This is a genomic window from Paenibacillus solanacearum, from assembly GCF_910593845.1.
Taxonomy (GTDB): domain Bacteria; phylum Bacillota; class Bacilli; order Paenibacillales; family NBRC-103111; genus Paenibacillus_G; species Paenibacillus_G solanacearum.
Genome location: NZ_CAJVAS010000017.1, coordinates 46218 through 70297, shown reverse-complemented (window position 1 = coordinate 70297; position 24080 = coordinate 46218). Strand labels below are relative to the sequence as shown.

Sequence of the window (24080 nt, the reverse complement as noted above, 5' to 3'; positions counted from 1 at the left end):
AATAGTAGAACGGAATGATAGGTCTATAGTACTATATAATTGCAGCCTATATATTGCGACCGGATAGGGAAGCGGAACTGAAGGGGAGATGTTGTGAGGGTTACATGTGCTCATAGATGCTCGCTTTATGGCTTTCAGCTTCGAAGTGGAGCATTTAACGGCGAATGATGGTCAAGAAAAGAGAAAAACAACGACAGAGGTGCTGTATGGGATTTGCATCATGGTTTAGACGGTTCATTGTGTTCACCTTCCTCATCGCATGTTACCCTATCGCATGGAGCGGTCATGCGCACGCCGGTTCAGCCGAGCTTCATTGGAGCAATGTCGGCAATCCGCAAGTTACCGAAGACCTGCGAGGTCTCGTCTACGCGGAGGATCAGTCCCTCTTCGTAGCTGTCGGCGCTGGGGGGACGATACTCACCTCAACGAACGGCTCAAGCTGGATGAAGCAGAACAGCGGCGTGATGGAACAGTTTAACGCTGTTACCTATGGCAACGGGAAATTCGTTGCTGTTGGTATGAACGGCCTAGTGGCTTATTCGATCAACGGCGTGCAGTGGGTTACGGGCACGATCGCTTTGGATACGCCTACGTTAACATCGGTGAGCTATGGTCATGGCGTATTTGTGGCCGTTGGGGACGGAGGCAATGATGACGGACGGCTGTATTCCCTGCCAGAGTCGGCATTCAGCGGCGCCGGTTCGCTGAGTCTGGTAACGTGGACCGATCATTCCGCAGTTCTAATTTCTACTCCGTTCTATGATGTTGATTTTGATGGAACTCGCTTTATGGCGATGGGTATGATTGGCGCGACCTACATATCTGACAACGGAACCGATTGGGTTGGTTTAACGAATGATATTAGCGATTTTTATCAAGGGCGGTATTTGGAAGATACGAATCAAAGCGTAGCGATCGGCATTTCATTCGGAAGCACTACGGGAATCGTTTCGCTATTTAATCACAATACAGGTAGTTCTTGGTTTAGAGAGTCTAATATCGGTCTGTACAGCATGGCGTACGCCAACGGGAAATATATGGCTGTAGGCGATAACGGCACTTATGTCGAATTTACAATCAGTTATGACTCCGATGATCAATTGTATGTTCTGGATGGCGTCGGGAGTCTGCTGACCGAATGGAAAGAACCTTCCGTTTCGGCGACGCTGCGCAAAGTGATATTTGCCGCCGGGAAATATATAGCTGTGGGGGATAACGGCACGATTCTCGCTTATAAAGCCGAGGTCCTCACAGGTTTGACATGGAGCGCGGGCAATGCCGCAGGTACCACGAAGGCGACGGCCGTTCCAAGCGGGACGCTGAAATATGCCGTCGGGGCGGCAGGCAGCAGAACGAAGCCTAATTTCGGAGACATCGCGACCGACTATACCAATGTGCTTGCGGCGAATACCGATATCGCTGTCGGCCCCCAGCAGCACTTGTATGTCGTGAAGGTGGATGCCGATAACCGGATTCTGGCATGGGCCGATATCGCCGTGCAGGATACGGATATTAAGCCGGGTCCGACGAGCAAAGACATCACGTCGGTGACGACACCAACGGCCATTACAGGCTTGGCAAACGGGACGGCGAAGAACGCATCGGCGCTCGGCTTGCCGTCGCAGGTGCAGGTGACGCTGGAAGGCGGAACGACAGCGAGCGTAGATGTAGACTGGGACGTAGCAGGCTCGTTGTACGACGAGTCATTGAAAACGGCGCAGACGTTCCCTGTCATTGGCCAACCGGTCCGTTTGCCGGGAAGCATAACGAATACGCAAAACCGGACGGTGACCGTTAGCGTGACGGTGAATGCCGAGGCGCCTAAAGACATCACGTCGGTGACGACACCAACGGCCATTACCGGTTTGGCGAACGGGACGGCGAAGAACGCATCGGCGCTCAGCTTGCCGTCGCAAGTGCAGGTGACGCTGGAAGGCGGAACGACAGCGAGCGTGGATGTAGATTGGGACGTAGCGGGCTCGTTGTACGACGAGTCATTGAAAACGGCGCAGACGTTCCCCGTCATCGGCCAACTGGTCCGTTTGCCGGGAAGCATGACGAATACGCAAAACCGGACGGTGACCGTTAGTGTAACGGTGAATGCCGAGGCGCCTAAAGACATCACGTCGGTGACGACACCAACGGCCATTACCGGCTTGGCGAACGGGACGGCGAAGAACGCATCGGCGCTCGGCTTGCCGTCGCAAGTGCAGGTGACGCTGGAAGGCGGAACGACAGCGAGCGTAGATGTAGACTGGGACGTAGCAGGCTCGTTGTACGACGAGTCGTTGAAAACGGCGCAGACGTTCCCCGTCATCGGCCAACTGGTCCGTTTGCCGGGAAGCATGACGAATACGCAAAACCGGACAGTGACGGTTAGCGTGACGGTGAATGCGGCCATCAGCGCGAACGCGGATCTGGCTTCGCTTGCCGTCTCGAACGGGGTGCTTAATCCGGCGTTCGTCTCCACTCTTACGAGCTACAGTGTTACCGTGTCTTCTGAAGTGCAGCAAGTGACCGTCACTGCAAGCGTGTACGAGATCGGCGCCACGCTGAAGGTCAATGGCGTCATGACAGCCAGCGGTCAAGGTTCCTTGCCGATTCCGCTGTCGTATGGCCGCAATACGCTGGAGGTCATTGTAACGGCGCCGAACGGACAGGCGACCCGTACGTATACGGTCACGATCCATCGGGGATTGAGCGGCGATTCACGCCTCTCGCAGCTGAAGGTGAATGATGTGCAGCTGCAGCCTGCATTCGATATGAGCCAGACAAGCTATCGCGCTGCAGTGGATTACCTACACGCGAATGTGACGGTGGCTGCTGCCGTCTATGACAAGCAGTCTTCGGTATCCGTGACGGGGGCGACCTACGATCCGGCCAAGGGCGTCTATGCGATGCCGCTTCAAGTCGGGGAGAACACGATGAAGCTGATCGTTACAGCCCAAGACGGCCAATCGAGTACAGTTTACAAGCTGACGGTGCTCCGCGCGCCGCTGGCAGAGCTGTTGATTCCGGTTGTCGTTACTTATGCTCCGAATGATTCAGCTTTCAGTGTGACGCAGAACGTTCAACTGCCGCAGACAGCTGGCGGCGGACTTCCAGTGGCATGGGTCTCCAGTGATCCGGCTGTCGTCAGTGCAGCGGGGCAAGTAAACCGGCCAGCTTCTAAGGATGCGATCGTCTTGTTGACGGCAGTCATTATCAGCGGCAACGAAAGAGCGGTCAAAACATGGGAGCTGATCGTTCGCAAGAACGGCACTCAAGTGGTCGGGGAGGAAGTTTCTCAAACGCGGACCGTTCCGGTGCGAGTCGGCGAAGGCCAAACGAACGTCACGCAAACGGATATTACAAGAACGCGCATGTCCGACGGCGCCAACATCGATTCGGTCACCGTCGATGCGGACAAAGCGCAGCTGGCTGTAACGGAAGCCTTGCAAACCAATCAATCCGTCATTCGCGTCGTGATCGAGGATATGCAGAACGAACCGGCGTCGGAAGTGCTGTTCCGAATGCCGCTAGCAGCTTTGTCCAATATGGCGAATCAGGCGGACCTGTCGGTCGAGACCGGGGAAGCGAGCGTCGTTCTTTCTAAACAGACGTTGGAGCAGCTCAAACTGAATGGCGCCAACTTGTTTTTCCGGTTTATTCCGATCCGGGATGCCAGTGAAGCCGCTCAAGTCAAGCAGCAGGCGGTGAGCAGTCCGCTGGTCCTTCAGCAAGCCGCCGACCGGCAAGTGGAAGAAATCGGCACGCCGATGACCATTGAGACGAACTATACGCAAAGTTATGAGACCAAGCTGATTTTTCCGGTATCCAAGCTGAACATGCCGGCTGATGAAACGCTGTGGGCCGCGTACTTGAACACGCTCTATGTCTACATTGAGCATCATGATGGAGAGAAAGAGTTCAAGCAAGGCGAAATCGCGCGCGACGCTTCCGGCAAAATCATCGGGCTATCCGTGACGATTTATAAATTCAGTACATTTTCCGTATACAAAATGGGAAGTGCCCCCGTGTCTACGGAGACATCGACGGTCACCGAGCCTTCACCGCAGCAGTCTTCACCGCAACAGCCTGCATCTCCAGAGGAGAAAGCGGGAACGGAGGGGCAAGGCAATGCGGCGGCCAAACGGCAGCCTTATATGAACGGTTATCCTGACGGAACCTTCCGGCCGGAACAGTCGATGACGCGTGCGGAAGCTGCGGCGATGCTGTGGCGGCTGGTGCAAAGCGCGCATGATGCGGCAACACCGGTCAGGACATCGGGTTCGAGCTACAAGGACGTAGAGGCGAGCCACTGGGCTTCCGCTGCCATCGAGGGCTTGCGTTCGCTTCAGTTGATGACGGGGACAGGCGAGGGGATGTTCGAGCCTGACCGTCCGCTGACTCGCGCGGAATTCGCGGCGATAGCGGCTCGTTGGAAGGGGCTGTCGGCTAAAGGGAGTGCGGCAAGCCTGACCGACATCAAGGGCCACTGGGCGGAGTCAAGTATCATGGCGCTTGCGCAGGTTGGCATCGTGAGCGGCTACGAAGACGGCTTATTCCATCCGAACGCGCAGGTGACACGTGCCGAGGCGGCGAAGATGATCAATCGGCTGCTGAATCGCGCTCCTGCGAGCGCTCACGTATCGAAGCTGTGGAAGGATGTGCCTGCCACACATTGGGCCGCAAGCGATATCGCGTCGGCTACAGAGATGGAAACATCCGAATGAAACGATATCCATCGTAACAAACAGGCCAGGGCTGTCGACAGCTCTGGCCTGTTGTCATCATAAGGACCGTATTTGTGCCTTACTTGATGCCAGAATTCCATCAGGTAATCATAATTCCATTAATTAGCATATTTATTATTGACTCCGACCCATCCTTCGTTTATAGTGAATGTACGCTTAATTTCCGATATTCGTATCGGAAAGCGGGGGAACCAATCTTAGGGGCGAATCATAGCAGTTTTATGTAGGGAACCATCTTTCCCGAGCCCGTCAGCTAACCTCGTCAGCAGTGGATGGGTCAGCCTCACATATGCGTATACTTGCATTCTATGACCCGTTGATCGGGTCTTTTCGCGTTCAAAAAGGCCCGTCATTTTACCGATAATGCCGCGCAGCTATTGCAGCTGCCGCGAGCCGTTATGGGGAAAACGGGTCTTTTTGGCGTCCGCATCCACAATTCTTATCGACTTGCTGCATGCTCGCGATGGCAGGCCTGCATTTCGCGCATCATCAAGAAAAAGTATAGAGCAAGAATAAGGAGGGATGCATGCGTACAGGAGGAGGCTAGATAGACGTGGAGGAGAAGCGCCGTATTGAAAATCTGTCATGTCAGGGAGGATCATGAATGCCGCAACCGAAATATATTACCGATATCGATAAAATCAAGGAAATACCGGAGCATGAAAGAAGCAGGCTGAAGCAAATTACGGAGAAGTTCGTGTTTCGGGTCAACGATTATTACTTGAATCTGATCGATTGGAACGATCCGGCGGATCCGATCAAGAAGCTCGTGATTCCGAACGAGGGCGAATTGTCCGAATACGGGCGGTGGGACGCATCGGACGAAGATACGAATTATGTCGTGCCGGGGTGCCAGCATAAGTATCGGACGACGGCACTCCTCATCGTATCGGAAGTTTGCGGTGCCTACTGCCGGTACTGCTTCCGCAAGCGCTTGTTTCGCAACGATGTCAAGGAAGCGATGGCGGACGTCAATCCTGGACTTCAGTATATTGCGGAGCATCCGGAAATTAACAATGTGCTGTTGACCGGCGGGGACAGTCTGATTCTCGCGACAGCCAAGCTGCGTACTATTATTGAACGGCTGCGTGCGATCGAGCACGTGAAGATCATTCGGCTGGGCTCGAAAATCCCCGTATTTAATCCGATGCGAATTTATGAAGACGAGGCTTTGCTCGAAACCATCCGCAATTATTCATCCGCTGACAAACGCATTTATGTAATGGCCCACATTAACCATCCCCGCGAAATGACGCCAGAAGCCAAGCGCGGCCTGGAGGCGCTGCATCGGGCGGGAGCCATCGTTGTGAACCAGACGCCTGTGTTAAAAGGGATCAATGACGATCCCGCCGTGTTGGCCGAATTGCTCGACCGGCTTTCCTGGGCAGGCGTTACGCCGTACTATTTCTTTATCAATCGCCCTGTCGCGGGCAACCGGGAATTCGTACTTCCGCTTGCTGAGGCGTACCGGCTGGTAGAGGAAGCGAAGGCCCGCACTTCCGGTCTTGGCAAGCGCATCCGCTTATCGATGAGTCATACGTCCGGCAAAATCGAAATTTTGGCGATCGAGAACGGCAAAGCCTATTTGAAATACCATCAATCCCGCGATAATCAATACGGCAAGTTCATGATATTGGATTGTCCCGATGAGGCGGCCTGGTTTGACGATTTGCCAGGCAGCGAGGAATACTGGAAGCGTCCGAAGAAAAGGACGGATCAAATTGTGTCCGTGAATGAACTTCCGGATATGCCGCAAGGTGCGAGGGCGGGCTTGTCGATCTAGAGGATGATGTCGATATCGATGCAGAAGGCCGGCTAAGCTGCCCTAAAATAAAAGCCAAGCGTGGAAGCCCTGCCCGGAGCTCGCGCTTGGCTTTTTCATGATCAATGGATGCAGAGGATCTTCCTTTTTTCTTTTGATATCCCATGGTGTAAAATGGAAATGAAACTTGTTCATAGGAACCGGTCGTGGAGGCGCAGCCCGGGTGCCGTTTGCATCGTTGCGGCGAAAGGCTGAGAGCTGCGGCCAGAGGAGGCTGCAATGAGCTGGATCATCAGTCAGCCCTATTATAAGATCGAGAGGGAGCTTCATAGCGGCGGGCAAAGCGCGGTTGTCCATGCGAGAGTCATGTATTTGTATCCCGATCAGGTTGTGACTTTCGCGAGGACATTTCGTCTTGAAGACGTGTTCGACATGTCGTATCGGCATGTAGGGGCATCCGAAGGATTCCTGTATTTGCATACGAATCAGGGCGTCTTTCCGTATATGGTGAAAGAGGATCCGGCTTGTTTCATCCAATCCTATCGCGAAGCAAGGAAAAAGGGGTAACCCGAGCAGTGTTATGATTTCATAATTATAGGAGAATGGTTTCGATGACAGCGAAAGACGCAAAGGATATCAAGATTGCACTGTATACGATGTGCCTGGTGAAGCAGGACGATCATGTGCTGCTGGTCAATCGACCCAGCAAGCTCGGTTTTCCCGGATGGATCGGTCCAGGCGGCAAGGTGGATTTTCCCGAGAGCTTGACGGAAGGGGCTGCTCGCGAAGTGTGGGAGGAAACGGGACTGAGAGTAAAAGACCTTGTCTACAAAGGGCTGGACGAGTTCGTGGATCCGAACCAAAACTTCAGGTATATGGTCTTCAACTATGTGGCTGATTCATTCGAAGGCGAATTATTGCAAAACCCTCCTGAGGGCGAACTGCGATGGTTCCCTATACGGGAAGCGATGAATTATCCGATGCAGCCATGGTTCAAGCGCAGATTCCCTTTATTTTTCGAAGAAGGCACGTTCGAAATTTATGGAGTATACGATCAAGTGGAAAAAGTGACATTGAAGGAAACGGTAAAGAAAATATAGCGTAGACCTAGCGAAGAACGGCATCTTATTAAGCCGGAGAGGTCTGAAATGAGACGAGAGAGGTGAGTCGAGATCTTGCATCGTCCCGGAATCCCATGTAGCGCGGGTTCCGTTTTTTTATTGATCGAAAAGGCAGACGCATGTTCGCTTATACGAGCTCATGTCCATATTCCTCACGTTTTGTTCCGTTTACCATATTTACTACTCGATTGGGCAACGTTTACTATTAAGCTGTATTTGGATTCGCGTGGAATAGGGGCTTGATTTTCAAGGTCCAATAATACGTTGTTGAAAGGAAGTACAGTAATGAATACTAATCATCTGCCAAGACCTGAGTACCCGCGTCCGCAGCTTGTTCGCGAGGACTGGATTAATTTGAACGGAACCTGGGAGTTTGAAATGGACTTTGGCCGGACCGGCCGCGAACGGGAGCTCCATCAGTCGGAAGGGCTGCAGCAGTCGATCATCGTTCCCTTTTGTCCGGAAAGCGAATTATCCGGTATCGGATATACCGATTTTATGCCTGCCGTCTGGTACCGCAAGACGTTTACGCTGCCGCAAGATTGGGCGGGCAAGCGGATTGTGCTGCATTTCGGCGCCGTCGATTATGAGGCGGAAGTATGGGTGAACGGCGTATCGGCGGGCACGCACCGCGGCGGCTACAGCTCGTTCCAATTCGACATTACGAAGCTCGTTCGCGAAGGCGAAAACGTCATTACCGTGTATGCGGAAGACGATGTGCGGACCGGGCTGCAGCCGGGGGGCAAGCAGAGCGGGAAATACCATTCGTATAACTGCTATTACACGCGCACAACCGGCATTTGGCAAACCGTATGGCTGGAATGCGTATCGGATTTCCATATCGACTCGTATCGCATCGTGACGGACCCGGCCAACGGTCAGGCGAATTTGGCGATTCGGTTTAAGGGAAGCTACCGGAAGGGGCTAGCGCTCAAGATCGACGCGTTTTACGACGGAAAGCCGGTCGGCAGCCGAACGGCGCAAATCAGCAGCCACCAGCTTCACACACAGGTGTCGCTGAATGAAGTGCATCTGTGGGAGCCGGGGCACGGAAGATTGTACGATCTGCGCTTCATATTGGAAGCGGACGGTCAAGCGGTCGATACGGTGACAAGTTATTTCGGCATGCGGGAGATTGCGCTGACCGATAAGGCGGTGCTGATTAACGGTCGGACCGTCTTCCAGCGCCTGGTGCTCGACCAAGGCTTTTATCCCGACGGCATCTATACCGCGCCGACTGACGAGGCGCTGCGCCGGGATATCGAGCTGGCGATGGATCTGGGCTTCAACGGCGCGCGGCTGCATGAGAAAATTTTCGAGCCCCGCTTCTTATATTGGGCCGATAAGCTCGGCTATCTGGTGTGGGCGGAGCACGCCAACTGGGGGCTCGACATTACGACGCCGATGGGGCTGCGCAGCTTTTTGCCGGAATGGCTGGAAGGGATGGAGCGCGACTTCAACCATCCGTCCATTATCGGCTGGTGCCCGTTCAACGAGACATGGGACCGCGACGGCAGGAAGCAGGACAACGAAGTGCTGCGCATTACGTATGAAGTGAGCAAGAGCGTCGATCCAACCCGTCCGGTGAAAGATACGAGCGGTCATTACCACGTGAAGACGGATATATTCAGCGTGCATGACTACGATCAGAACCCAGAATCGTTCGCAGCTCGGCTGGAGCCGATGAAGAATGGCGGCGAAGTATACGTGAAGCATCCGAAGCGGCAAAAGTACGAGGGACAGCCGTATCAGGTGGCGGAATACGGGGGCATCTGGTGGGACCCTGCCCAATCGCATGAGGAAGGCTGGGGATACGGCGACCGGCCGAAGAGCGAGGAAGAGTTCCTGGTCCGGTATGAAGGGCTGATGACGGCCATCCTCGATAATCCGAACATCAGCGGCTTGTGCTATACCCAGCTGTACGACGTGGAGCAAGAGGTGAACGGTCTGTATACGTACGACCGCAAGCTGAAGTTTTCGAGAGAGATTATCCGCCGCATCAATCTGAAGCCGGCGGCGATTGAGCAAGCAGAGCTGCAGCCGAACGACTGACTGTAACAGAATAAAGCCTCCCTTCATTGTGACGGGAGGCTTTTTGCTGCGGCGGCGAGAAAGGCCGCATGTTTCGTTCGAATGTAAACGTTTGCGGTCATGCGCTAATGTTGCTCCTGGTCGCTGAATTGACTTCGGAAGGCCGTGGGGCGCATGCCGTTTTTCTGCTTGAACAGATTGGAGAAGTAATGAGCGTCGGAATAGCCCAACTGCTCGGAAATTTCGACCACCGTCAAATGCGTCTCGATTAGCATCAGCTTGGCCGATTCCATTTTTTTGGTCAGCACATAATTGTATATGGTCGTTCCCATCTCTTTCTTGAATACCCGGTTCAAATGCTTGGCCGACATGCCCATCTCCTCAACCAGTTGTTCCGTATGAAAAGGCTGCAGCAGCTGATTGTCCAGATGCAGCTTGATTTGCCGTACGAGCAGCGACAGCAGGTCTTGCCGTTTGCGTTGAAGCTCCGACAGGCCGATGACGATTCGCATGAACAGCTCCTGCAGTGCGCCTTGCATTTCCTCGATCGTCTTGCTCTCGGCCCATTCGATGCCCTGCTTGAACACCGGCTCCAAGGAGGCGTCCGGGACGACGACGGTCGAGAGCAGCCGGTAAGCTTCCAGCACGTTAAGCGCCCATTGGCTGTGAACGTTATACCATATAAAGACCCACGGCTCTTCCGGGTCTGCTTCCGAGATGACCTCGTGATAGCAGCCGCTTCGCATGAGAAAGACGTCGCCTCGCTGAACGGAGCATGTTTGCGCATTCACTCGAATTTTGCCGCGGCCCGACAGGACGCATCCGATGACGGTAATTTTGGACATTCTTCTCACATTGCGGTAATGGGGAGAACAGTAATTAATGCCGATGAACGGCACGCTGATAGGGGGAGGGATGTCTCCGGTCGACGGAAAATGATAAATAGGCCCGTATTTGTCCATTATCCTCACCATTTCATCTGAAAGTTCTATTTCCTGCAAAAGCCGTTTGCCCGTATGTTAAGAGTAACGAATGAATGTATTGTACCACAATAATAGGATGAGGAAGAAGGCGCATATCCATTGAGAGGAAAAGCGGTCATGCTATCGATAGCGGTGCTGGCGGCCGTGTCGTTCGGCCTGTGGCGCACTTGGGGCGGGAGTATGAATAAAGGAGGCGAAGCGGAGATCACAGCAGCGCCATTCCAAACGGACGAAGCCCATGCTGTTATCGATATCGATACGAAGCGCGAGAAGTCGATCCCTTACGGCATGAGAGGCGTAAACAACGAGACCAGCAATAAGGAAGCCTTCATTAATCATAGCCAAATGATTGATGAGGTGAACCGGTACGGGCGTCTCGGCTTCATTCGCTGGCCGGGGGGCACGAACTCCGATGTGTTCAACTGGCGAACGGGCATGCCGGATATCGATTACGGCGCTTTTGCCTTCGGGCCTGACGGAACGACGCATGGACCGCATACGACATTCCGGCTAGGTCAAGTTAAAGGCGGGGAGCATATCGCCGATTACATCGAGCTGCTGCGCAAAACAAATACGAAGGCGATGATCACGGTCAATACGACGCGCCAGACGGCCGAGCAGGCGGGAGATTTGGCCAAATATTTGTACGATAACCGCGTTCCGGTCATTTATTTCGAGCTGGGCAACGAAATTATGTTCTTTACGTCCAGCAGCGGCAAAAGCACGCCGTACTACAAGACGGCGGCGGATTATTTGGACAAAGTCCGGGGCCATTACGAGGCGATCAAGCGCAATTATCCGGGAGCCAAGGTGATCATTTCGATGGCTAACAGCAATAAGCCGGAGATGGCCAATGCGTTTGATAAGGATGTATTCGCCTACCCGGACCCGTACTGGGACGGCATTACGTTCCACCGCTTCGAGGGCGACGGCAAGACGGTCCCGGAGGCGATGAAAAGCGCCAACAGCGCCCTGGAGAAGCTGGTGCCGCTGATCGATACGAACTACGTTCCAAAGTTCCAAAACCGCAATACGCCGATTTATTTGGGCGAGCAGGGGGTGGCGCTGGGCGGCATTCTGGAAAGCACGCAATACCACGGCATCTATGTCGCGGAGTCGATCCTGCGCCTGTCCGCCCAGCCGAATATTACGTACCTGGCCGGATACCGGCTGCATAACGGCATATTCAATACGAACGCGGTCCGAGGCGGAACGAACGTTTCCCTGCTCATGGAGGATGCGTATCAACGGGGAGAGACCGTCGATCCCGCCCTCTTATCGTATGACAGCTATTACCATGCGTCATCCGCCAGCTTGCGGGTAGTCGACGGCGCGGTGAATTACAGCTCGGCCGTATGGCCGGCGCAGGTGACGGGCGGGGCGGAATCGACGAAGACGGGAGGCAGCATGCCGGCGCTCTACGCCGCTGCCTACAAGGGTGAGAACGGGACGCGTTACCTCGTCGTGACGAACAAGTCGGCTCAATCGCAGCAAATCTCGGTGCGAATGGACGGCAAGCCGGTGCAAGCGGAGATGAGGAAAACGTACACGACGGCTAACGATCCGGCGGCGCGCAATACGGCCATGCAGAAAGAGCAGGTCGCCATTCGCAGCGAAAGCACGGCCAATCCCGTGACGGTCGCTCCGTACAGCGTCACGCGTCTGGAGTGGAGCGGGGCCGCGCCCGATGCCCCCCGCGAAGCTTGGCTGTACGCGGCGGAGCCGGGCAGCGGCGGAACGGTTGACCTGCGGTGGTATTCCACCACGAACGCGACAGGCTACAAGATCAAGTACGGTACGGCGTCCAAGACGTATACGCAAACGATTGACGCCGGGCAAGCGCTGGAATATAAAGTTTCCGGCCTGACGGAAGGTCGGACATATTATTTCGCTGTCGCGGCCTATAACGGAAGCGGCGAAAGCCCGGCTTCCAATGAGACTGTCGCTGCGTTGTCCGTACCGGGCATCCCCGTGCTGCGTCATGCCTACGCGGAACGTTCGGGCAAGGTCGTGCTGGAGTGGCAGCCTGTCGCGGGAGCGGACGGCTACCGGATTGCCTACGGCAAAGCGCCGGGACAATACACGGGAACGATCGAGGCCGGCAACAATGCCGGGTGGCTGGTGAGCGGACTGGATAACGATACGCGCTATTATTTTGCCGTGCGCGCCTATAACGCGCTTGGAGAGAGTCGGAATTCGGCCGAGCTGGATGCGGTTCCGCGGCGCCTGCTGCCGCTCGCTCCCCGCGATCTGGCGATCAAGCAGGAGAGCGGTCCATCCATCACCATGCAGTGGAAGCCGGCTCGCACCGAGGTGGCGGAGCATAACTTCGAAGACGGAACGGCTGGGCCGTTTCGCGCGGAGGGTTGGAAGGTGGAGCCGCATCCCGACCGCAACCGGAAGGTCAGCGGGTACCGTGCCCAAGCGGGCGGCGGCGCATTTGCCGTGTGGACGGATACGCCGCAAGGCCAGTACGAAGGGGAAGCCCTCGTGGAATGGACGGACGGAACAGCCGGGCAAGCGGGCGTCGCTGCGCGCTACGTCGACCGGGACAACCATATCCGGTTCGTATACGACCGGGCAGATAAGCAGTACAAGCTGATCAAGGTTACGGAAGGCAAAGAACAAGTGCTCGCCTCGAAAAAAGAAAGCGGCAATCCGAAGCGGCTCTATCTGTTTATTACCGTGGACGGCAACAATATTTACGCCAAGCTGAACAACGAAGGGACGATTCTGCGCGCTACGGACAGCTCGCTGCCGTCCGGCAAGTTCGCGCTGTACAGCAGCGGCCCAGGCGCGTGGTTCGATACGGCCCGCATGTATGCGCCCAATACGAAGTCATACACCGTGTACCGCAGCACGAAGCCAGATGCCGGGTTCGAAGCGATTGCCGAAGGGGTTGCGGAGACGGCGTATACCGACAGCGGGCTGCCGGAAGGGCAGCGGTATTATTACAAAGTCCAGGCGGTGAACGAGCAAGGGGAAAGCGTTACCTTCTCCAACGTCATCCGTAAAAATTAGTTCGATGTGATGTCCGTAATGCTCACTTTTGCGGCCCATAATTGTATTCAAACGCAAGGTGCCGCCATGTATGATCAGTATGTAAAACAACAACAAGGACATTATCGGCCGGACGTATCGGGCCTGTTGATGTCCGTCAATAGCAAGCATAAGGAAGAAGCGTTCAAGGTCATGGCGTTTGTCATCAGTAACGCGAAAATACGGATTCATCTAAAATAGAACAAGGATAGGAGACTTCCCCACATGTCACAATCTCACCAACAGGAAACTGCAGGAGGAGCGCCCGCTTACGTTATGGGCTACTTCCGGTCCGGGCCGAACCAGACGCATACGGACGAGAAGCTTCACTACGCGTACAGCCGGGACGGGCTTCACTGGTTTGAGCTCAATGAAAATCGCCCGGTGTTCGCGTCATCGCTGGGAGAAGGCATCCTGCGGGACCCGTTCATTGCCAAAGGTGCGGACGGCAACTGGCACATGGTGTTCACGATCCGTCCAAGGGGAGAGGATATCGGGTACTGCCGTTCGAGCGACCTGATCACTTGGGAAGACGAGCGGAAGCTCCCGGTCATGGAAGGCAAGGACAACACGAGGAACAGCTGGGCGCCTGAATTTACGTACGACCGCCAGCGCAACCAATATTTGATTTATTGGGCATCGAGCTGCGGGCCGGATTTGGGCAGCAGCAAACATTATTCCGCATGGACGTCGGATTGGCAAACGTTGACGGCGCCGGATCTGTTCTTTGATCCCGGCTACCAGACGATCGACGCTTCGCTGGCGGAGCATGAAGGCAAATATTACATGGGAGTGAAGGATGAAAGCGTTGTGTACGATCCGAACGTCAAGCATCCTTGCCGCAACGTACTGGCCGTCGCCGACCGGCTGGAAGGACCGTACACGCTCGTGCCGGGCTTCCGGACGCCCGATTACACGGAAGGGCCGGAGTTTTTGAAGCTGGAAGGGACGAACCGCTGGCTGCTGTTCTACGATTATTGGTCTTACGGCAAGTTCGGCATGATGGAGACGACCGATTTCCAGGAGTGGCGCGAGCTGGACAGCAGCGAGTTCCGCATTCCGTACCACGCCAGACATAACACAGTGTTCCCGGTATCGGAAACGGAGCTGGCCCGTCTACTCGATACGTACGCGGTATTGGCCCGGTACGGGACGCCGACGAATGCTCCCGTACGTCTGGCGGCCGAAGAGCCGGCCGGATTTTTGCACGACGGCTTCAACCTGCGCACGGTCGTCATGCAGTTTTGTCCGAACCGCTTGACCGGTACGCAGCTGCTGTATGACGAAGGCGACCGTAAGAACGGCATGGCGCTGCGCATTCGTGACGGGCTGCTCGAAGCGGCGGTCGTGTCGGATGGGGAGCGGGTGACGCTCAAAACCCGGATCGAGGCAACCGATGTCAAATGGCGCCATGCAGCGCTCAGTTTTGCTGAGGGGGTGGTGTCCTTATACCTCGACGGGAAGCTGGCGGACAGCGTTCGCGCCGAATTCGGCCTCGTCGGTCTGCATACGGGCGCGGGAGGATATGGCGGGCGCTTCGGCAGCGACGCGTTCGGCGATGCGGCGGGTACGGATGCCTTTGACGGTGTCATCCGCCAGGTCAAGCTGTATTCGGTTCCGCTGCAGGAAGCGGATATCGCGATGATGACCCGGGGCAAATAAGCGCCGAAAATAAACCCCGAGCACAAACTGAAGCTGTGCAGCACATAAAAAAAGTACTGAGATCTTAACGATCCAGTACTTTTTTTATGAGCATCATCGGACAAATCATACCTCGAAATTCCGGAACCTACTTCTTTTCCGCCGCCTGCAGCTCCACTATTTTTTTGTTCGTCTCTTCTTCCGCACCTCGCAGCGCTGTATTCAAGTCGGTTTGGTTCAAAATATATTTCGTAAAGGTGCTGTTCATAATCGTCTCAGCAGCGCCGTTGTATTTCGTCAAAGCAGAGGCGGGAGCGTATGTGTCCGGCAGCATCGCTTTAATATTTTTTCCTTTGTAAAGTGCGGTATCGGCACCGAACGATTTACGCAGCGTGTCGTTTTTAAGCGCGGTTAAAAATTCGCCTTTTTTCACCCATTCCATCTGATACTCTTCCGTCGCCATGAAGGAGGCCACCTGGAAGGCATCGTCCTTATATTTGCTGGAGGTGGTAACGAAAAATGCGACCGGATACGGCTGCGGCCCAACATTCGGTTTGTCTTTATAGGTCGGGAAGCTCGCCATATCCCAGTTCATCCCTTGCAGCTCCGCTTCTGTATGCAGCGTACTGACCGGCAGCCACATGGCGACGCTGCGTTTTTTAATAAAGGCATCGCGCTGGAACGCTAGTGCAGCTGAAGCGGTTGTCATATTCATATTCGGGTTTCGATAAAATTGCCCGGATTGCTCGAACACCGACTTCCAGGCATCCGTGTTGAAAGCGGCCTTGGAAGTGGCCGGATCGACGACATTCAACGAATATTGATTTCTGCGGATGACATGGGCAAACGATAGAAACAAACCATAGTACTGCTCGTTTCCGTCGAGGCGTGTCAATTTTTTGGACAGCTCGTTCAAGTCATCCCAGGTCGTCCCGTCTTTCGGATACGGGACGCCGAATTTATCGAACACGTCCTTGTTATAGTACAAAGGTGACGGCGACATAAAGGACGGAATGCCCCATACAGCGCCATTGCCGAATTTCTTGAACATGTCCAGTGCGGCAGGCTCCACTTTGTTCAAATCATAATTGTATTTTTTGATGAGCGGAGTAACATCGTATTGAAGGCCAAAATCGACCACCCTAGCTTGAAGAAGCCCACTGGAAGAGATAACCAGGTCAATCGGCTCTCCAGCCGTAATCCGTTTGGAAATGTCGCCTGCGGCAATCCATTTTAACGTAATATGCGGATACTTTTTCTTGACCGGCTCGGCAAATACTTTATTAAACCGTTCGAGCGGAAAATCGCCTAGTCCGTCGGCGACGACCAGTTCAACCGGCTCCGCACTTTTCGGCAGCTCCGCTTTGCCCGAATTCTCAACAGCCTGGCCATTTCCTCCGCTCGAGCTACCGCCGCTTCCAGCGGCACATCCGGAAAGCGCCGATACGATCATCAGACCCGCTAACGCCAATGCACTTTTCCTTCCAACCATACGATCACGTCCTTTTCGTTTTTTTCAAATCTCTCTGCCGGCTGACTTGCATCCCCTTGTTTTTGTAAGCGCATACAACCGTAATTAATTTATAATGCGTCTAGTTGTCCCGTTCCTGCGCCGTTTTACTGGATCGGCATAGGATTCGCGAGTACTGCTATTTAAAAAAACATATGCCTCAGTCGTCCTGGTTTATTCCTGGTTCACGAAAAATTATAGAGCTTATCCCAAAGTGCTGCTTCCAGAGGGATGGTGGTATATCTCTACTTGAAGTTTTTTAAGGGGCATCGTTTATAAATTGCAGTCGGCAGCTTTGGCTGCGCTAATGGTTAGAGTCGTACGATCGCTTCTGCTCTTGCTTATATTTAGGAAGATGTTTGGGAAGACAGATATAGAGGGTGAGGTTTATTGAAAGGACGGGGGGGACGGTTTGAACAATGTTTATTCATGTGACTCATCGTAATGGAAAATCAAAAAAGAACCTGGAAATCTTCACCAGGTTCTTCTATATTGCACATGAGCAAATACGATGATATAATCAGAACACGACTGTTTTATGTCGAAAGAACATAGTTGATGCATCTTACAATTTCATTGTATCATGCCCGTTAAGCTCTTGTCAAATGGTTTCTCAATTTAATGGTTAGGAGAGATGTGGAATGAGTTCTTTGGTTCTCGGCTTTCAGGAAATCGAAAAAACGCAGCTTTCGCTCGTTGGCGGTAAAGGGTTGCATCTGGGGGAATTATCAAAAATTCAAGACATCCAAGTGCCGGAGGGATTTTGTGTTACAACCGTAGGATTTCAAAAAGCCATCGAACCAAACGAAACGTATCATGCTTTGCTCAATCAACTAACCATGTTAACAGCGGAAGATCGTGCTCAAATTGGTGAAATCAGCAGGAAGATTCGACAAATTCTTATGGACGTAGAAATTCCTTCCGATGTGGTGAAGGCAGTTACCGAATACCTCTCCCGATTTGGGGAGGAGCATGCTTATGCGGTGCGTTCCAGCGCGACGGCGGAAGATTTGCCGCATGCCTCTTTTGCCGGTCAACAAGACACCTATTTAAATATCATCGGCAAAGATGCGATTTTGCAGCATATCAGCAAATGTTGGGCATCCTTATTTACAGATCGCGCGGTAATCTACCGTATGCAAAATGGATTTGATCACAGCCAAGTATACTTATCTGTTATCGTTCAAAGGATGGTTTTCCCGCAGGCTTCAGGGATTTTATTTACCGCCGATCCGATGACTTCCAACCGAAAGCTGCTCTCCATCGATGCCAGTTTCGGACTCGGAGAAGCGCTGGTCTCCGGCTTGGTCTCTGCGGATTGTTATAAAGTTCGCGATGGGGAAATCGTCGAGAAGCGGATCGCAACCAAACAATTGGCTATCTATGGACGAAAAGAAGGCGGAACCGAAACGCGGCAGCTCGATCCCGATCAGCAAAAGGCTCAAACGCTTACGGAGCAGCAAATGTTACAGCTGGCACACATCGGAAGACAGATCGAAGCTTATTTTGGCCAGCCGCAAGATATCGAATGGTGTTTGGCTGATGATACATTTTATATTGTCCAAAGTCGGCCGATCACGACATTATACCCGATCCCTGAAGCGAATGACCAAGAAAATCACGTCTATCTGTCCGTTGGTCATCAACAAATGATGACAGATCCCATAAAACCATTGGGATTGTCTTTTTTCCTGTTAGTTACTCCTGCACCTATGCGTAAAGCCGGAGGGAGGTTGTTTGTGGATGTTACACATCAGCTTGCTTCACCTGTCAGTAGAAACAATATGTTAAATGCAATGGGACAACATGATCCGCTCATGAAAGATGCCCTTATGAACATCATTGAGCGTGGAGATTTTATAAAATCGTTACCAAATGATCAAACAGCACCAAGTCCCAGCAGAAGCAATACGGATCTGCCGGCTCCAATCGAAAACGACCCGACGATCGTTTCTGATTTGATTAAGCGCAGTCAAACATCGATAGAAGAGTTAAAACAAAACATACAAACGAAATCGGGATCGGATTTGTTTGATTTTATTCGCGAAGATATCCAGCAGCAATTAAAGAAGATTTTATTTGACCCACAAAGTTCGGCTGTGTTTATGTCAGCTATAAATGCTACATCATGGATCAATGAAAAAATGAACGAGTGGCTGGGCGAAAAAAACGCAGCAGACACGCTTTCTCAATCGGTACCGAACAATATTACTTCGGAAATGGGTCTGGCGCTATTGGATGTTGCCGATGTCATTCGTCCGTACCCGGAAGTCATCGACTTTTTGCAGCATGTAAACGATGATCATTTTTTGGATGAACTCGTTAAATTTGAAGGCGGACCGGAAGCACGAGAAGCGATTTATGATTTTCTCAGCAAATACGGAATGCGATGTGCCGGAGAAATCGATGTGACCCGAACGCGTTGGAGTGAAAAACCAATGACGCTTGTCCCCATGATTGTTGGCAATATCAAAAACTTTGAGCCTCAAGCCGGTCATCGAAAATTTGAGCAAGGGCGCCGGGAAGCTTTGGAAAAAGAACAAGAGTTAATAGATCGATTGAAGCAATTACCGGATGGCGAGCAAAAAGCCGAAGAAACCAAACGAATGATCGACCTCATCCGGAATTTCATCGGCTACCGGGAATATCCCAAATACGGAATGGTTAACCGCTATTTCATTTACAAGCTGGCATTGCTGAAAGAAGCCGAGCAGCTTGTACAAACGGGCGTTATTCATGACAAAGAAGACATATACTATCTCACGTTTGAAGAACTTCATGAGGTCGTGCGCACGAACCAACTTGATGATCAGATCATCAACAAGCGAAAAGACGATTACAAATTTTTCGAAAAGCTCACTCCCCCGCGTGTCATCACATCCGATGGTGAAATCGTTACAGGTGCGTACAAACGGGAACATATGCCGGTGAATGCGATTGTAGGCCTGCCTGTTTCTTCCGGCGTTATCGAAGGACGCGCGCGTGTCATCTTCAATATGGAAGATGCCGATCTGGAAGAGGGGGATATATTGGTCACCTCCTTTACGGACCCGGGCTGGACACCATTGTTCGTATCCATAAAAGGTCTAGTCACCGAAGTGGGCGGACTGATGACGCATGGAGCGGTGATCGCGCGCGAGTATGGCTTACCGGCGGTTGTCGGGGTGGAGCATGCGACCAAGCTGATCAAAGACGGGCAGCGAATTCGCGTGCATGGAACAGAAGGGTATATTGAAATATTGTAGTGGCAGTAGTTTCGATATTTAACGTTGATATGTGCCTGTTGAACTCTCCGGGTACGATAGAAAGGAGCTTGCCGCGCGGCAAGCTCCTTCGTTAGTTCCAGTGGTGGCAGGATATTGTGGCAATCGTCAAATTGCTGCCCGGTGAGACGTCATGGCTTCAGACGCTTCCCGTATCCCGCGCTTAGGCGTGATGGATGCGCGGCATGGGCATCGGTTCTTTGCCCAGCTCGGCCCAAGCGTACTTGAGCAGGAGCTCGGATTTGAGCGACGCGGCCGCGGGGTCGTCCCACAAGTTGCTCAGCTCGCCCGGGTCCTCCTGCAGATCGAAGATTTCGCCGTACGTGCGGTTGTAATATACGGTAATTTTGTACCTTTCGTCGACATACGTTTTCTGATGAATTGTCGTCGGCTCATGACGGAACTCGCAGATGGCGTGATCTCTGGCGCTTTGCTTGCGTCCCGTCCATACGTCGCTTTGATCGACGCCGGTCATGGTGCGGGGAACGGGGATGCCGCTCATCGACAAGAAGGTCGGCGCGAGGTCGACAAGCGATTGGATCGCACCGGATTGATGTCCCGCCGGCACGTGCCCGGGGTATTTCACGATGAACGGCAGCTTGATCAAGTCTTCGTAGTGGAAGCCGCCTTTGGCCTGCAAGCCGTGCTGGCCGTAAAAATGCCCGTGATCCGTCGTAAACACGATGATCGTATTTTCCGCCAATCCCAGCTCTTCGAGCTTGTCGAGGATTTTGCCGATATATTTGTCCATCATGCTGATCATGCCGTAATAAACGGCGACCAGCTTCTTCTTGTCGTCCTCGGTCAGCCGGAACTTTGTGCCGTATTCGTAATAATGGTGAGAACGATAGCCGTGAATGCCGTAGCCCGTTTCGGCCAAATCGCTAAAATCCGGCTGCTCCTCCTGCGTTTTGCCGAAATGCGGCGGATTCTGGTCATGTTCCCCAGGCACCATCTCCGGTATAGTGAGCGTATCCGGATCGTACATCGTATCCCAAGGCTCCGGCGCCAAATATTCCGGATGCGGGTCGAAGAAACTCGCCCACATGAAGAACGGCTGATCGGCGTCCTTATATTCGCTCATCAATGCATTCGTGCGTTCGGCAATCCACGTGTTGTAATGATACGGCTCGGGAATCGGCCATTTATATGTTTGCGAAGGGTCCATCGTTCCGGTCGGCGGCAGGAAGTAATCACGCCAATTGGCGCAGCCCTTCTCTTCCATCCATAACGCATAATGCTGCCCGACATGCGCTTCATTCGTATGGTTGCGCGCCAGCTCCACATGATCAAAGCCATAAAACGGCCCGTGGAACGTTTTCCAAAATTCCAGATCTTGCAGTGTCGGATAAGCTTCAAGGGATACGTACTCGTCTGTCGACTTCAAAGGCTGAAAATGCGCCTTGCCAACCAACGCCGTACGGTATCCGGCCGTCTGAAGATCTTCGCCGACGGTATGCCGGTCTTCAAGCAGCTTCGTACCGAGCGTCCAGGCGCCGTGCTGGCTCGGATACATACCGGTTATGATCGAGGATCTGCTGGGTGTACAAGTCGGGTTGGGGCAATAAGCCCGCGTGAACGTGGTGCCTTCACGGACCAGACGATCCAGATTGGGCGTATGCACCTCGCTGTTAAAGGCTCCGATCGTATTCCAGTGCTGCTGATCGCTGGTAATTAACAAAATGTTAGGTTTGGACATAAGTCAACTATCGCCTCCTTCTATGATAATATTAGAATGTAGGGTTAAATCCAATGGCAGCATGTTATATTATATTTATCATTTTGTTAGACAATGTGGCGCCAGGGGGAAAGACGATGCAGGAATACGAGTACGAATACGCGGAGTTTCTGTACTATACACCGAAGGAGCTGGACAAGCAAAGCCAGCTGTGGCCGGTCCGGGGAGGACGCAGCGTAGCGAAGCCGAATTATCGCGTCGGGCCGAAGCGGATCGAGTGCTACAGCCTTCATATTGTTCAGGCCGGTTCGCTTCGATTGGAGTTTGAGGGCAGAAGGCTTCATCTGGGCGATAACCAGTTGTTCTGTTTATTCCCGGGTGTGACGTATCATTATACGCTCGATGCCGCGGACTCTCCGCTTGCGCTGTGCTGGATCGCGATCGACGGGCCCCGGACCCGGACGCTGCTGGAGCTGGCCGGCTTGACGCCGGAATCCCCCAGCGTTCAGCTATCCGATGCCCGAGGCATCGAGGGAACGATGAGCGGCATTCAACGGCTGATGCGCGATGCGGCGGGCTGGAAGCCGGCCGTCTCTCTGGAGCTGCAGAGTCAACTGTACGGGCTGTTCGCCGCGCTGACGCCTGACGCGGTGCCGGTACGGGAGGGCGAGCCGTCCGCGTGGATTCGCGATTGCATCGATTTTATGGAGCTGCACGCATCGGAGGGCGTGTCGGTGCAGCAGGTGGCGGTCTTTGCAGGGGTGCACCGCTCGTATTTTTCAAGCGTTTTTGCCCGGCAGGTCGGCATGTCGCCCCTGAAATATTTGCAGAACATCCGCATGAGCAAGGCGAGGCAGCTGCTGCGGGAGACGGACGCCACGATAACGGAAATCGCCTTGTCGCTTGGGTATCCGAATTTGTTTTCATTTACAAGAGCGTTCAAAAAGGTGTACTCGATCCCTCCGTCTAAAGTGTATAATGGGCATCGTGACATGGATGCCGAGATATGACAGCTCGTCTTTCGTAGCTAAAGCGGAGAGACGGAAACCTGGAGGATGACCGAGTGGAGAAACGATTAACGCATACAGACAAAAGGTATGCCATGCAGCTGGCTACCATATTTTTAGGCTTCATTGTTTTCGGCTTTTCGGAGAATGTCAAAGGACCGGCCATTCCGCGGATCCAGTTCGATTACATGCTGAACGAATCGCAGCTCGGCACGCTGCTGGCGCTCAATGCGCTCGGATACTTGATCGCGTGCTCGTTTACCGCCTTCTTGACACGGCTGCTGGGGGTCAAGATCGTGAGTATGGCCGCCTTCGGGGCGATGGTTGCTTCCGGCGTGCTGATCTGCTTGTCCCGCAGCTACCCGATGTTCGCCTCGTCGTATTTCTTCATGTACATCGGCAACGGGATGCTGGAGATTGCGCTGGCCATTCTGGGAGCGCGCGTCTTCGTGAAAAATACGGGCACGATGATGAACTTATCGCACGGCTTTTATGGCATCAGTTCGACGGTCGCTCCGCTCGTGGCGACAGGTCTTATGTCCGTAACGATATTCAGCTATACGCTCGACTGGCGCGGAATGTATCTCGTCATGCTCTCCTTGTGCCTTGTGCCGATGGTAAGCGCATGGCGCAGCTCCTTCTCCGGCGACGATGTGGCGCATGAGGATCGGGTGCCGCTGAACGTGCTGATGAAGGACCCGGTGCTGTGGCTCACGGTGCTCATCCTCACCTTCGGCGTCGTATCGGAATTGGCGGTGGGCGGCTGGCTGGTCAATTATTTGGAGAAAACGTACGCGTGGAGCACCGTTACCGCCTCCGGTATGCTGTCCGCCTTCTTCCTCTGCTTTACGCTGGCGCGGCTGCTGCTCGGACCGTTAACAGATAAAATCGGCTTCGTGCGGTCGCTGATGATTGCGCCGGCCCTTTCGGCCGCCTGCACGTTCGGGGCGATGCTCGGCGGAGAAGGCCTGGCCTTCTTGTTCGCGGCTTCGGGCATTGGAATCGCTATGATTTATCCGACGGTTATGGCCCTTATCGCTAAGCGTTATCCGCATGGCAGCGATACGGCCATTACGTTTACCGTCACCCTCATGGGGGTGGGCAGCGTCATCGGGAATTATGCGATTGGCGGCATCATGGAAGGGGTCAAAACGATGATCGGGGCGGAAACGCGAGCCGGCCTGCTGGCAGGTCTCCAGGCAGGCTACGGTTTCATCGGATTATGCGCGGCTATCTGCGCCGTATTCAGTGGCCTGTTATTCCGCTACTTGCGGAAGAGGGGGCAGCTGATCTAGCTAACCGGCTTGAA

General features: G+C 53.5%; 13 protein-coding genes and 1 riboswitch. Of the genes, 10 read left to right on the top strand and 3 right to left on the bottom strand.

Translation table 11 applies throughout. The annotated features are described in order from the left end of the window. The first annotated feature begins 206 nt into the window (after positions 1 to 206). The 5 genes from KXG62_RS18720 (at position 207) to KXG62_RS18700 (ending at position 9671) form a co-directional block, all read left to right on the top strand. Positions 207 to 4715, top strand: a complete 4509-nt coding sequence (locus KXG62_RS18720; protein WP_218093527.1) for an S-layer homology domain-containing protein — start codon at positions 207 to 209, stop codon at positions 4713 to 4715. A gap of 164 nt (positions 4716 to 4879) precedes the next feature. After that, positions 4880 to 5019, top strand: a riboswitch (cyclic di-AMP (ydaO/yuaA leader). A 321-nt stretch (positions 5020 to 5340) separates the two neighbouring features. Continuing rightward, a complete protein-coding gene (locus tag KXG62_RS18715; protein ID WP_218093526.1) occupies positions 5341 to 6519 on the top strand; it encodes a KamA family radical SAM protein in 1179 nt (392 codons plus the stop codon). 258 nt (positions 6520 to 6777) lie between these two features. After that, a complete protein-coding gene (locus tag KXG62_RS18710; RefSeq protein ID WP_218093525.1) occupies positions 6778 to 7065 on the top strand; it encodes a M14 family metallopeptidase in 288 nt (95 codons plus the stop codon). Between the two features lie 44 nt (positions 7066 to 7109). Further along, entirely contained in the window at positions 7110 to 7598 is a 489-nt protein-coding gene (locus KXG62_RS18705) for an 8-oxo-dGTP diphosphatase (protein ID WP_218093524.1), read from the top strand. 306 nt (positions 7599 to 7904) lie between these two features. Beyond that, positions 7905 to 9671: a glycoside hydrolase family 2 protein gene (locus KXG62_RS18700; RefSeq protein WP_218093523.1), complete on the top strand. Its 1767-nt coding sequence runs from the start codon at positions 7905 to 7907 to the stop codon at positions 9669 to 9671. Positions 9672 to 9775: 104 nt separating this feature from the next. On the opposite strand, the gene KXG62_RS18695 is transcribed toward KXG62_RS18700, so the two are convergent. Beyond that, entirely contained in the window at positions 9776 to 10612 is an 837-nt protein-coding gene (locus KXG62_RS18695) for an AraC family transcriptional regulator (RefSeq protein ID WP_218093522.1), read from the bottom strand. A gap of 138 nt (positions 10613 to 10750) precedes the next feature. Here KXG62_RS18695 and KXG62_RS18690 point away from each other — a divergent pair, with 138 nt between their 5' ends. Beyond that, a complete protein-coding gene (locus KXG62_RS18690) occupies positions 10751 to 13654 on the top strand; it encodes a fibronectin type III domain-containing protein (protein WP_218093521.1) in 2904 nt (967 codons plus the stop codon). Between the two features lie 243 nt (positions 13655 to 13897). After that, positions 13898 to 15334 carry a LamG-like jellyroll fold domain-containing protein gene (locus KXG62_RS18685; protein WP_218093520.1) on the top strand — a complete coding sequence of 479 codons (1437 nt, stop codon included), beginning with the start codon at positions 13898 to 13900 and terminating at the stop codon, positions 15332 to 15334. A gap of 127 nt (positions 15335 to 15461) precedes the next feature. On the opposite strand, the gene KXG62_RS18680 is transcribed toward KXG62_RS18685, so the two are convergent. Continuing rightward, positions 15462 to 16805, bottom strand: coding sequence for an ABC transporter substrate-binding protein (locus KXG62_RS18680; protein ID WP_218093519.1), 1344 nt, complete (start codon positions 16803 to 16805; stop codon positions 15462 to 15464). A 659-nt stretch (positions 16806 to 17464) separates the two neighbouring features. On the opposite strand from KXG62_RS18680, the gene ppsA reads away from it, so the two are divergent. After that, positions 17465 to 20068, top strand: a complete 2604-nt coding sequence (gene ppsA / locus KXG62_RS18675) for a phosphoenolpyruvate synthase (RefSeq protein WP_218093518.1) — start codon at positions 17465 to 17467, stop codon at positions 20066 to 20068. A 181-nt stretch (positions 20069 to 20249) separates the two neighbouring features. Here ppsA and KXG62_RS18670 read toward each other — a convergent pair whose 3' ends face one another. Next, positions 20250 to 21785, bottom strand: a complete 1536-nt coding sequence (locus KXG62_RS18670) for a sulfatase family protein (RefSeq protein ID WP_218093517.1) — start codon at positions 21783 to 21785, stop codon at positions 20250 to 20252. Positions 21786 to 21901: 116 nt separating this feature from the next. Between KXG62_RS18670 and KXG62_RS18665 the strand changes: the two genes are divergently transcribed. Both KXG62_RS18665 and KXG62_RS18660 read left to right on the top strand, forming a co-directional pair. Beyond that, positions 21902 to 22774 (top strand): AraC family transcriptional regulator, encoded by an 873-nt coding sequence (locus tag KXG62_RS18665; protein ID WP_218093516.1) that lies wholly within the window; start codon positions 21902 to 21904, stop codon positions 22772 to 22774. A gap of 92 nt (positions 22775 to 22866) precedes the next feature. Continuing rightward, entirely contained in the window at positions 22867 to 24066 is a 1200-nt protein-coding gene (locus KXG62_RS18660; RefSeq protein ID WP_218093566.1) for an MFS transporter, read from the top strand. The last annotated feature ends 14 nt before the right edge of the window (positions 24067 to 24080 follow it).

Bases quoted from the DNA above. Each gene is read 5' to 3' on its own strand.
- KXG62_RS18690 (WP_218093521.1), top strand. From the start codon at position 10,751: ATGCTATCGATAGCGGTGCTGGCGGCCGTGTCGTTCGGCCTGTGGCGC.
- KXG62_RS18685 (WP_218093520.1), top strand. From the start codon at position 13,898: ATGTCACAATCTCACCAACAGGAAACTGCAGGAGGAGCGCCCGCTTAC.
- KXG62_RS18660 (WP_218093566.1), top strand. From the start codon at position 22,867: ATGCAGCTGGCTACCATATTTTTAGGCTTCATTGTTTTCGGCTTTTCG.
- KXG62_RS18695 (WP_218093522.1), bottom strand. From the start codon at position 10,612: ATGGACAAATACGGGCCTATTTATCATTTTCCGTCGACCGGAGACATC.
- KXG62_RS18680 (WP_218093519.1), bottom strand. From the start codon at position 16,805: ATGGTTGGAAGGAAAAGTGCATTGGCGTTAGCGGGTCTGATGATCGTA.
- KXG62_RS18705 (WP_218093524.1), top strand. From the start codon at position 7,110: ATGACAGCGAAAGACGCAAAGGATATCAAGATTGCACTGTATACGATG.
- KXG62_RS18700 (WP_218093523.1), top strand. From the start codon at position 7,905: ATGAATACTAATCATCTGCCAAGACCTGAGTACCCGCGTCCGCAGCTT.
- KXG62_RS18710 (WP_218093525.1), top strand. From the start codon at position 6,778: ATGAGCTGGATCATCAGTCAGCCCTATTATAAGATCGAGAGGGAGCTT.
- KXG62_RS18715 (WP_218093526.1), top strand. From the start codon at position 5,341: ATGCCGCAACCGAAATATATTACCGATATCGATAAAATCAAGGAAATA.
- KXG62_RS18665 (WP_218093516.1), top strand. From the start codon at position 21,902: ATGCAGGAATACGAGTACGAATACGCGGAGTTTCTGTACTATACACCG.
- KXG62_RS18720 (WP_218093527.1), top strand. From the start codon at position 207: ATGGGATTTGCATCATGGTTTAGACGGTTCATTGTGTTCACCTTCCTC.
- KXG62_RS18670 (WP_218093517.1), bottom strand. From the start codon at position 21,785: ATGTCCAAACCTAACATTTTGTTAATTACCAGCGATCAGCAGCACTGG.
- ppsA (WP_218093518.1), top strand. From the start codon at position 17,465: ATGAGTTCTTTGGTTCTCGGCTTTCAGGAAATCGAAAAAACGCAGCTT.